General features: G+C 72.8%; 8 protein-coding genes. 4 read left to right on the top strand and 4 right to left on the bottom strand.

What is annotated here, in order from left to right; genetic code table 11:
- Positions 1 to 97: 97 nt before the first annotated feature.
- Genes ASG23_RS19330 through ASG23_RS19320 form a run of 3 tightly spaced genes read right to left on the bottom strand, consistent with a single transcriptional unit; the run spans position 98 to position 4081 of the window.
- Entirely contained in the window at positions 98 to 739 is a 642-nt protein-coding gene (locus ASG23_RS19330; RefSeq protein WP_056028737.1) for a hypothetical protein, read from the bottom strand.
- Positions 740 to 794: 55 nt separating this feature from the next.
- A complete protein-coding gene (locus tag ASG23_RS19325) occupies positions 795 to 3341 on the bottom strand; it encodes an ABC transporter permease (RefSeq protein WP_056028734.1) in 2547 nt (848 codons plus the stop codon).
- Complete coding sequence (locus tag ASG23_RS19320; protein ID WP_056028731.1) at positions 3341 to 4081, bottom strand: ABC transporter ATP-binding protein; 741 nt, start codon at positions 4079 to 4081, stop codon at positions 3341 to 3343. The genes ASG23_RS19325 and ASG23_RS19320 overlap by 1 nt, the downstream gene beginning before the upstream one ends.
- Before the next feature lie 215 nt (positions 4082 to 4296).
- Between ASG23_RS19320 and ASG23_RS19315 the strand changes: the two genes are divergently transcribed.
- The 3 genes from ASG23_RS19315 (at position 4297) to ASG23_RS19305 (ending at position 7196) form a co-directional block, all read left to right on the top strand.
- Positions 4297 to 5676 carry a DEAD/DEAH box helicase gene (locus tag ASG23_RS19315; RefSeq protein ID WP_056028728.1) on the top strand — a complete coding sequence of 460 codons (1380 nt, stop codon included), beginning with the start codon at positions 4297 to 4299 and terminating at the stop codon, positions 5674 to 5676.
- Between the two features lie 128 nt (positions 5677 to 5804).
- Positions 5805 to 6407 carry a sulfite oxidase-like oxidoreductase gene (locus ASG23_RS19310; RefSeq protein ID WP_056028725.1) on the top strand — a complete coding sequence of 201 codons (603 nt, stop codon included), beginning with the start codon at positions 5805 to 5807 and terminating at the stop codon, positions 6405 to 6407.
- Positions 6408 to 6449: 42 nt separating this feature from the next.
- A complete protein-coding gene (locus ASG23_RS19305; protein WP_056028722.1) occupies positions 6450 to 7196 on the top strand; it encodes a ferredoxin reductase in 747 nt (248 codons plus the stop codon).
- Positions 7197 to 7255: 59 nt separating this feature from the next.
- Here the strand turns inward: ASG23_RS19305 and ASG23_RS19300 are convergent, their stop codons facing one another.
- The gene (locus tag ASG23_RS19300; protein WP_056028719.1) at positions 7256 to 9928 is read right to left on the bottom strand and encodes a phosphoenolpyruvate carboxylase; all 2673 of its coding nucleotides are present in this window, start codon (positions 9926 to 9928) and stop codon (positions 7256 to 7258) included.
- A 128-nt stretch (positions 9929 to 10056) separates the two neighbouring features.
- Between ASG23_RS19300 and ASG23_RS19295 the strand changes: the two genes are divergently transcribed.
- The gene (locus ASG23_RS19295; RefSeq protein ID WP_056028716.1) at positions 10057 to 11055 is read left to right on the top strand and encodes a ketopantoate reductase family protein; all 999 of its coding nucleotides are present in this window, start codon (positions 10057 to 10059) and stop codon (positions 11053 to 11055) included.
- Positions 11056 to 11064 lie beyond the last annotated feature (9 nt).

The following is an 11064-nucleotide window of genomic DNA, read 5'->3' as shown; positions in this document are numbered from 1 at the left end:
CTGGCTGGATGCACTTCTACAATCACCACCGCGCCCACTCCGCCCTCGGAGGCAAGCCGCCAGTCACCCGACTGACCAACCTCCCTGGACATCACAGCTAGTCGGAGGGCTCGCCCGTGCGGTGGTTGTGCCCGAGGCTCTCCAGGAACCGTGGACCGCGGGCGGCCAGCTCGGCCTCGTACGCGGCCGACCACGTCCCGTAGGGCGTGCCGGCGAGAGAGTCGTTGGAGAAGCGCGGGTCGGAGGTCACCTCGGTGACGCAGAAGTCGGGGATGGTCAGGTCGGTGACCGGGCCGCCGCGCTCCACCTCCGCGACCATCAGCGGCGCATTGCCGCCAGCGAACGTGTCGACCACCCAGCCGTCGTCGCCGAGCCACACCGAGTGCCGGGTCTTCGCGACGCGTGCGCCGCCCCTCCGGACCAGCTCGATGCCCACGGAGACGTCGAGCTCGCGCTCGGCCTCGTAGCGGGTGCCCTCGTTCATGGGCCCCTTGACGGTGATCGCGCAGAACTCCATCTGGTCGGCGTACCGGTCGAGGATCGCCAGCTCGTCGAGCCCGGGCTCCAGCGCGAGCCCGTCGACGGTGGCCTGCACCCGGACGCGGATGGCGAACCCGGCGTCGGCCAGGACGTAGCTCTGGACGATGAGGGCCGGGGATGCGTCGAGCAGGTCCGCAGGGACGTCACGCGCCCAGAAGCGACGCTCGAACTCGAAGTCGCCGTACCCGGTGTCGCTCACTCTCCGAGGGTATCCGCCGGGGTCACCGCAAGCGCGCACATCACGGCTCCGTCACCTACTCCGTGCTCACCGCGTCGAGCACCGGCAGCCGTGCGGCGCGGACCGCCGGCCACAGCGCCGCGACGACCCCGACGACCACCGCGAGCGCGAGCATCAGCGCGAGGCTCCCCCACGGGATCGCGAGCGTCCGCAGCCCGACGTCCGCAAACACCGTGGGCAGGGTGGCGGCGAGCGCGACCCCGAGGACCAGCCCGACGGTGGTGCCGAACACGGCGGTGAGCACCGACTCCAGGGTGATCGTGGTGCCCAGCTGGAGCCGGCCCAGACCGACCGCGCGGAGCAGCCCGATCTCGCGGGTGCGCTCGATGACGGACAGCGCGAGCGTGTTCACGATGCCGAGCACGGCGATGACGACCGACAGCCCCAGCAGCGCGTAGAGGATCACGAGCACGCGGTCCACCTGTGCGGCCAGGTCGGAGACGAACTCCTCGCTGTCCATGACGGAGACGACGACGTACGGGCGGACCGCCGCGGTGAGCTCCTCGCGCAGCGCAGCGACGTCCGCGCCGTCGACGGCGGTGACGAACACCGTGGTCAGTCGCTGCTCGTCGGGCGGGAAGAGCACGTCCAGCACCTCCTGCGACACGACGAACGGCACGCCGAACGCGGGCGAGTCGATGACCGCACCGATCGTGAGCGTCTCGGCGCCCGACGAGCCGACGAGCTCCAGCTCCTGCCCGAGCGACCAGTCCTCGTCGTCCATCGTGGTCCGCTGCACGGCGACCTCACCGGCCTCCAGCGCCCCGGGGAAGTCGCCCTCGACCACCTCGGTCCGGATGCTGCGGCCGACGGCGGTCGGGTCGATGCCGGTCACGGCGAACGTGGTGTCCCCGACGAGCACGCCGGCGGTCGCGAACGTGTCGGCCGCCCGCACGTCGGGCAGCGCGCGGACGGCGACGACCGCCTGCTCCGGCACCGTGCCCTGGGCGGCCCCCCGCAGGATGTAGTCGGTGGTGGCCTCCTGCGTGACGATCGCGCTGGTCGACGCCTGGGTGGTCGCCGCGATCACGGCGGCGGCTCCGACAAGGGCCATCCCGACCATCAGCGCGCCCGCGGTGTTCGCCGTGCGCCGGGGGTTGCGGGTGACATTCCCCCGCGCCAGCGGACCCACCGGGCGCCAGGCGGCGAACGGCAGCGCGGCCACCCGCAGGAACCCGCGCGCCAGCACGGGCGACGCGGCGAGCACGCCGAGGACGACCGCGCCCGCCCCGATCCCGAGCACCGCCCCCGCGCGGTCCGCCGTCGGGTTCAGCAGCGCCAGCACGACCGCGGCGACGCCCAGCACCACCAGCACGATCCCGACGACGGCCCGGCGCGTCAGGGAGCGCTCCGGCAGGGTGACCTCGTCGCGCAGCGCCTCGACCGGCGGCACGAGCGCCGCCCGCCGGGCGGGCAGCGCCGCGGCCACCACGCTCACCGACGTGCCCACGAGCACGGAGACGACCAGCGTGAACCCGTCCAGCGGCACCCGGCCCGTGAGCTCCATGCCGAACCTGCCGAGCACCTCCCGGAGCACGACGACGAGGCCGAGGCCGCCGGCCACGCCGAGGGTCGCGCCAACCACGCCGACGATCGCGGCCTGCAGCACGATCGACGTGAACACCTGCAGCGGCGACGCCCCGACCGCCCGGAGCAGCGCGAGCTCGCGCGTGCGTTGCCGGACCCACATGGAGAACGTGTTGGCGATGATGAAGCCGCCGACGAAGAGCGAGATGCCCGCGAACACCAGCAGGAACGTCGTGATGAACCCGAGGACCGTGAGGATGTTCGCGGTGGACTGCTCGCGCACCTCGTCCCCGGTGACCGCCTCCGCCGGGGTGCCCGACTCGGCCAGGACGAGAGCGAGCCGGTCCACCAGCTGCTGCTCGGTCAGCCCGTCGTCCGCCAGGACGGAGATCGTGGCGACCGTGCCGTCCGGTGCGAACGCGGCCTCGGCGGTCGCCGGGTCGAGGAAGACGATCGTGGCACCGGCCAGCGCGGCACCGAGCCCCATCTCGCCGACGACCGTGACCGGGCGGACCTCTCCGCCGACGACCACGCTCGTCGCGTCGCCGATCGCCAGCCCCGACGCGGCGAGCGAGGCCGACTCCACCCCGATCTCGTCGGCGTCCGCCGGAGCCCGCCCCGCGACCACGCGCACCGCCGGGTCCCGCGGATCGTAGGAGAACGCGAAGCTCGGCGCCTGCGTGCTCTGCACCGCCGTGCCGTCGGCACCGACCAGGACGAGCGGTCCCTGCACGTCCGGCAGGACGGCGGCCACCCCGTCGACCGCCTCGAGCTCCTCCACCAGGGTCAGGGGCACCGGGTTGCGCACCTCCGGGGTGATCCGGTCCGGACCGCCCGTCCCGCCGGCAGGCTCGGAGCCGCGGACATAGGCGTCGCCGAGGGTCGTCGTCGCGACGATGTCCGTGAACGTGGAGCTGAGCATCGTGCGCAACGCGAAGGTCCCCGCGACGAACGCGACCCCGAGCGCGACCGCGAGCACCGACAGGCAGAACCGCACGAGGTGCGCCCGCACACCGCGCAGCGCGACCCGAACCATCAGGAGGCACCTACGCGGATGGCCGTGAGTGCGGCGAGCACAGTCTCCGCCGTGGGATCCCTCAGCTCGCCCACCAGCCGTCCGTCTGCCAGGAACAGCACCCGGTGGGCGTAGCCGGCCGAGGTGGGGTCGTGCGTGACCATCACCACGGACTGCCCGAGCTCGTCGACGCTGCTGCGCAGGAACCCCAGCACCTCGGCCGCGGACGTGCTGTCGAGGTTGCCCGTGGGCTCGTCCGCGAACACCACGGCGGGCCGGGCGACGAGTGCCCGCGCGCACGCCACGCGCTGCTGCTGGCCCCCGGACAGCTCGCTGGGCTTGTGCCCGAGCCGGTCTGTCAGCCCGAGCGTCCCCACCACGAGGTCGAGGTGGGCGCGGTCGACGTGCCGACGGGCGATGTCGAGCGGCAGGGTGATGTTCTCCAGGGCCGTCAGCGTGGGCACCAGGTTGTACGCCTGGAAGACGAACCCGATCCTCGTCCGGCGCAGCGCCGTCAGCTTCCGCTCGGACATGCTGCTCACGGTCTGCCCGTCGACCACCACGGTCCCGGACGTCGGCCGGTCCAGCCCCGCCAGGCAGTGCATGAGCGTCGACTTGCCCGAGCCGGACGGCCCCATGATCGCCGTCAGCTCGCCGCGGGCCAGCTCGACGTCCACCCCGTCGAGCGCCCGGACGGACGTCGCGCCCGCACCGTAGACCTTCACCAGGTCGTGCGCGGAGGCGATCACAGGAGCTGTCATGCGGGGGCGTTCCTCCTCGTCAGCCGTGTGTCTGCCACCGATCGTGCCTTGTGACGCTCGACACCGCGAGCCCCGAGCCGGCATCCGGTGTGAGAGGGTTAGCGCACCAAGGGCTGCGCGAACCTGCGCGCCCCGCGTCGTGGAGGTCCCCCGGAGCACCCGCTCTGGTTGCTCTGGCGGCGGACCCCGACCAAGCCCCGAGAGGCTCTCCCTTTATGACTTCGTTCACCGATCTTGGCGTGCCCGCTGCCCTCACAGCGGCACTGACGGCACAGGGCATCACCGCCCCCTTCCCCATCCAGACCGCCACGCTGCCCGACTCGCTGGCCGGCCGTGACGTCCTCGGCCGCGGCCGCACGGGCTCCGGCAAGACGCTCGCGTTCGCCCTGCCGCTCGTCGTGCGGCTCGCCGCCACCGCCGGCAAGGGCAAGGCCCCCCGCCGCCCCCGCGCCCTGGTGCTGGCCCCGACGCGCGAGCTCGCCTCGCAGATCGACGCCACCATCGCCCCGCTGGCCAAGGTGATGGGTCTGAACACGACCGTCATCTTCGGTGGCGTGTCGCAGGGCAAGCAGACCTCCGCGCTCAACGGCGGCATCGACATCGTCATCGCCTGCCCGGGCCGGCTCGAGGACCTGCTCAACCAGAAGGCCCTCACGCTCGACGACGTCCAGATCACCGTGCTCGACGAGGCAGACCACATGGCCGACCTCGGCTTCCTGCCCGGCGTGAAGCGGATCATGGACAAGACCCCGAAGGCCGGCCAGCGCCTGCTCTTCTCGGCCACGCTGGACAAGGGCGTCGACCAGCTGGTGAAGCGGTACCTCACCTCGCCCGTCGAGCACTCCGTCGACAGCGCCGAGTCCCCCGTCGCCGCCATGACCCACCACCTGTTCGAGGTGCGCGACGCCGACGCCAAGAAGCTGGTCGTCCACCACCTCGCCTCCGGCACCGGCCGCCGCGTCCTGTTCATGCGCACCAAGCACCAGGCCAAGAAGCTGGCCAAGCAGCTGACCATGGACGGCATCCCCGCCGTGGACCTGCACGGCAACCTGGCGCAGGGTGCCCGCGAGCGGAACCTCGAGGCGTTCTCCTCCGGGACCGTCCGCGTGCTCGTCGCCACCGACATCGCCGCTCGCGGGATCCACGTGGACGACATCGAGCTCGTCGTCCACGTCGACCCGCCGGCCGAGCACAAGGCCTACCTGCATCGCTCCGGCCGTACCGCGCGTGCCGGGTCGGGTGGCGACGTCGTCACGATCGTCCTGCCCGAGCAGCGCGGCGACGTCCGCGCGCTGACGCGTGCCGCCAAGATCACGGCCACGCCCAGGCCCGTCTTCCCCGGTGACGCGACGCTCACGCGCCTCGTCGGCGAGGTCGCCGACCACGTGACGTACGTCGCCCCGCCGGCTCAGCCGACGTCCGGTGGCGGCGGTGGCGGCCGTGGTCGTGGTCGCGGTCGCGGTGGCGCCCCGGCGGCAGCAGCCCCGGCGGCCGGCTCGGGTCAGCGTCGCCGTCGCGGCGGCAGCGGCCGCGGCACCGGCGGCTCCGGTGCCTCGACCTCCGGCGGCCCGCGCGTCGTCTACTCACGCGGCTGAAACTGCTGATCAGAGGCCGGTCCGATTCGTCGGGCCGGCCTCTGGCGTTCCCGCCAGGCCCGGCCTCATGATGATCCGGAGCGTCTCCGACACCCGGGAGTGAGCATGTCGAACCGCACGGCGTCCTGATGGCGATCGTCTCCCGTGGGTTCCGCGGCAAGCGCGAGGTCGACCCCCGGATCCCACCCGGTCAGTACCTCGAGCGCGGGTTCCCCGTGCTGTCCGCGGGCCCGACGCCGCGCGCCGACCTGTCCACGTGGACGTTCTCGATCACCGCCGGCGGGGCGCCACGCGCCAGCTGGACGTGGTCCGAGCTGACACACCTGCCCCACGACGACATCGTCAAGGACATCCACTGCGTGACCAAGTGGAGCAAGCTCGACTCCGTCTGGCGGGGCATCTCGCTGGACACCCTGCTCGACGGGGTCGACGTCGCGCCCGAGGAGCAGTACGTGATGGCGCACTGCGACGGCGGGTACACGACCAACGTCCCGCTGGCGGACCTTCGCGGCGGCAAGGCCTGGATCGCCTACCAGTACGACGGGGCCCCGCTGCCTCCCGAGCACGGTGGCCCGGCACGCCTGCTCATCCCGCACCTGTACTTCTGGAAGTCCGCCAAGTGGGTCCGCAGCCTCGACCTGCTGACCGAGGACACGTGGGGGTTCTGGGAGCGGCTCGGCTACCACTCCTACGGGGACCCGTGGAAGGAACAGCGGTACTGGGGGGACTGAGCCTTGTCTGACGACGCACCCTCGCTGTACGCGCTCCCCTGGATGGTCGGCACCCTCGTCGCCCGGACCGCCGAGACGCCGACCGCGACGACGCTGGTGCTCGACGTCCCCGGCTGGCGCGGCGCCCTGGCCGGCCAGCACGTTGACGTCCGGCTCACCGCGGAGGACGGCTACTCCACCCAGCGCTCCTACTCCCTGGCCTCCCCCGGCACGATGGGCCTGCCCGGGGTCCCGCCCGACCCCGCCGCCCACGACAGCAGGATCGCGCTGACCGTGCAGGTGGTCGACGACGGCGAGGTGTCCCCGTACCTCACCGAGGACCTGCAGGTGGGTGACGAGATCGAGCTCCGAGGACCCGTCGGCCACTGGTTCGTCTGGCAGCCTGCCGACCCGCACCCCGTGCAGCTCATCGGCGGCGGGTCCGGCTTGGTTCCGCTGATGTCGATGCTGCGCACCCGACGGCTGGCCCGCAGCCGTGCCCCGTTCCGGCTGGCCGTCTCGGTCCGCACCCCCACCGACGCGATCTACGCGGACGAGCTCGTCGCCCTCGGCGACGACGTCGAGATCACGCGCGTGTGGACCCGACAAGGTCCCGACGGCTGGACCGGCCGGGTCGGCCGGATCGACGCGGCGCTGCTGGAGGCCGCCTGCTTCCCGCCCGACGAGCGCGCGCACGTGTTCGTCTGCGGGCCGACGCCGTTCGTCGAGTCTGTCGCCGACACCCTGGTCGACCTCGGCCACGACCCGGAACGCATCCGCACCGAACGGTTCGGGCCGACCGGGCCGTAGGAACGACGGAAGGACCCGGCACAGGCCGAGTCCTTCCGCGAGCTGGTCGGGCGCTCTGGTCAGCCGGTGTTCTGCAGCCCCGCGGCCACACCGTTGACGGTGAGCAGCAGGAGCCGGCGCAGGTCGTCCGCCTGCTCGGGCGCGGCACCTGTGCGCAGGCCGCGCAGGGCACGCAGCTGCAGCAACGACAACGCGTCGACGTACGGACTGCGCAGCTGGACGGCTCGGCCGAGGATCCGCCGGCGCGACAGGATCGCCTCGCTCTCGGTGATGGCCAGTACCCACTGCCGGGTCAGGGCCATCTCCTCGAGCACCAGCTTCGCCAGGTCGTCGCGGTCGCCGAGCGCCAGGTACCGCTCCGCGATGCGCTCGTCGGTCTTGGCCAGCGACATCTCGACGTTGTCGATCATCGTGGTGAACAGCGGCCACTGGGCGTACGCCTCACGCAACTCGTCCAGGTCGTCGGTTGCCGCCAGCGCGGTGCCCAGGCCGTACCAGCCGGCCAGGTTGATCCGCGCCTGCGACCAGCTGAACACCCACGGGATGGCGCGCAGGTCGTCGAGCGACTCGACCGACAGACCGCGCCGCGCGGGACGCGAGCCGATCGGCAGCAGACCGACCTCCTCGAGCGGCGTGACCTCGGCGAACCACTGCGGGAATCCAGGGGACTTGACCAGCTCGTGGAACCGGGTGCGCGACGACACGTCGAGCTGCGCGGCGAGCGCGGTGAACCGCTCGGTGGCCGCGGAGTTGCGGCGCTCGACCGAGGGCGCCCCGGCCAGGAGCGTCGCCGACGCGACCTGCTCGATGTGGCGGGCGGCGATCACCGGGTCGCCGTAGCGGGCGAAGATGACCTCGCCCTGCTCGGTGAGCTTGAACCGGCCGTCGACCGACCCCGGAGGCTGGGCGAGCAGCGCCCGGTTGGCGGGGCCGCCACCGCGACCCAGGGCGCCACCGCGGCCGTGGAAGAGGGTGAGCACGATGTCGTTGCGACGGGCCCACTCGGTGATGCGGCGCTGCGCGGTGTCGAGCGTCAGCGTGGCGGAGACGGGTCCGACGTCCTTGGACGAGTCCGAGTAGCCGAGCATGACCTCGACCCGGCGGCCGTTCTCCGCGAGCCGGCGCTGCACCTGCGGAAGCGCGAGGGCGCCGTCGAGGATGTCGACCGAGGCCTCGAGGTCCGCGAACGTCTCGAACAGCGGGACCGCGTCGATGACGGGCGCCTCCACACCGGCGAACGCGATCTCGGCCAGCTGGTACACGGCCGCGAGGTGCTCGGCGGACTGGGTGAACGACACGATGTAACGACGGGCGGCGAGGACCCCGTGGCGGCGCTGCACCGCGCCGATGGCGCGGAACGTGTCGATGACCTCGGTCGTGCGCGGCTCCAGGGTGCCGCCGATGCCGTTCTTCGCGAGGTCGGCGAGCGCGCCCTCGTGGACCTGGGAGTGCTGCCGCACCTCGAGCTCGGCCAGGTGGAACCCGAAGGTCTGCACCTGCCAGACGAGCCTCTGCAGGTCGCCGTACGCCGACCGGGTCGCCCCCGCCTCGGCCAGCGAGCGCTGCACGACATGGAGGTCGGCCTCCAGCTCCGAGGCCGCGCCGTACCCGAGGTCAGCGTTCCGCGTCCGCGTCGCCGCGATGCGCTCCGCGAGGAAGTAGACGACGCGACGGTGCGGCTCGTTGGGTGCGTCGACCGCGATCCGGGTCGCCAGCGCCGCGGAGAGGCCCCGCTGGCGCTGCCACAGCGCACCCAGCTCGGCCGAGCCCGGGGTGCCGGACGCGTCGAGGGTGAGGCCGTGCGCGACCTTGCGTGCCGAGGCCTCCAGCTCCAGCAGGGCGTGCTCGGAGGCCATGCCCGCAGCCGTCTCGGTGATCTCCGCCGTGACGTTGGGGTTGCCGTCGCGGTCCCCGCCGATCCAGGTCCCCAACCGTGCGAACGGCCGCACGGCGGGAGCCGTGGTGCCGGCGGCATCGGCCAGCAGCCAGTCGTCGAGTCGCCGGTAGACCTCCGGCAGCACGTCCGCGAGGGTCGCCTCGAAGACGTTGATCACCGTGCGGACCTCGTCCAGCACCGACGGCTTTGCCTCACGCAGCGGGGCGGTGCGCCAGAGCGTGTCGATCTCGGCGAGCAGACGACGGTCGTTCTCCGCCAGCGACATCCCACCCGTGTAGCGCAGGTCGCGCTCGGCGATCAGCTCGGCGATGCGGCGGATGGAGCCGGACACCGCCCGTCGACGGGCCTCGGTCGGGTGCGCGGTGAACACGGGCCGGAACTCCAGCTCCGCGAGACGCTGCCGCGCGACGTCCTCCCCCACCTCGTCCGCCAGCTGCGCGACCGCCGCGGGCAGCGAGTCGTCCGGTGCCAGGTGGTGCGGCAGGAGGTTGGCCTCGCGGTCCCGCAGGACGCGCACGCGGTGGAACTCCTCCGCCGTGTTGGCCAGGTGGAAGTAGCACGTGAACGCCCGCGCGACCTCTTCGGCACGAGCGAGGCTGAACCCGGCGACCAGCTCCTCCGCCTGGGCCAGCGCGTCCGCGTCGGGGCCGTTGTGCGCCCGGATCGCGAGCTCGCGCAGGTGCTCGACGTCGGCCAGCAGATCGTCACCGCCCGCCTCGCGCAGCACCCGGCCGAGGAACTCGCCGAGCACGCGGACGTCGTTGCGCAGCGGCTCGGGCACCTCGTGGCTCACAGGGCTCGCGGCGGTGTCGCTCGGGGGAAGAGGTGCGGTCACGGGCAAAAACTACGGCACGCGGCCGGATCGGGTCCCGCGAGTCCGAGCGATGGGCAGTGTGACGTACTCGACGGATGCCGACGGCGTCCACCAGGCGACCAGCCAGGTCGTCGTGGGAGGTTGTCCCGGTGCGACACATCATCATCGGGACAGGTGCGGTCGGCGGCGTCATCGGTGGGCTCCTGGCGAGCGCGGGCAAGGACGTCGTCCTGGTCGCGCGTGGGCAGCAGCTGGACGCCCTGCGCGGCGGTGGGCTCGAGGTCACGACGGCGGCCGGCACCGTGCTGGTCCACCCGCCCGTCGCCGCGGGACCGCAGGACGTCGACCTGCGCCCCGACGACGTGCTAGTGCTCGCCGTCAAGAGCCAGGACACCGACGCCGCCCTCGATGCCTGGGTGGACCGACCCGTGGCCGGAGGTGGCACGGCCGGCGACCGTCTCGCGCTCGTCTGCGCGCAGAACGGTGTGGACAACGAGCGGGCGGCGCTGCGCCGGTTCGCCACCGTCGTCGCGATGTGCGTCTGGCTGCCCGCCACCTACCTCGAACCCGGCCGTGTCTCGGCCGGCGGGACCCCGGTGCCGGGCGTTCTCACGATCGGCCCGGTAGCGCCGTCCTCTGCCGACGCCGCCGTGCTCGCCGCGTACGCCCGTGACCTGACCGACGCCGGGCTGCGCGCACCCGTGACCGTCGACGTCATGGCATGGAAGTACCGGAAGCTGCTCTCCAACCTCGCGAACGCCGTCGAGGCGCTGTGCGGCACCGCGCGCGACGACGCCGCCGCCGAGCTCGTCTCCCGGGCCGACGACGAAGGCCGCGCGGTGCTCCGTGCCGCCGGGATCGCCGTTCTTGACGAGGCCTCGCACGACGCGGCGCGCGCCGACTTCCGCATGAGCCGCCTGCCGGGCCAGGAGCACGGCGGCGGGTCGTCCTGGCAGTCGCTCGTGCGCGGCACCGGGTCGATCGAGGCTGACCACCTCAACGGCGAGATCGTGCTCCTGGGGCGTCTGCACGGAGTCCCGACCCCCGTGAATGCGGTCCTGCAGCGGCACGCCCGGCACGCAGCCGCCACAGGAGCGACTCCGGGCTCGACCACCGCCGAGGCGCTCCTGAGCGAGTCGAACGCCTGACCTCGTTCT

The sequence above is a fragment of the Cellulomonas sp. Leaf395 genome, assembly GCF_001424125.1.
Classification (GTDB): domain Bacteria; phylum Actinomycetota; class Actinomycetes; order Actinomycetales; family Cellulomonadaceae; genus Cellulomonas.
Note: the sequence above shows the minus strand (reverse complement) of the source record. Positions and strands in the feature narration are given on the sequence as shown.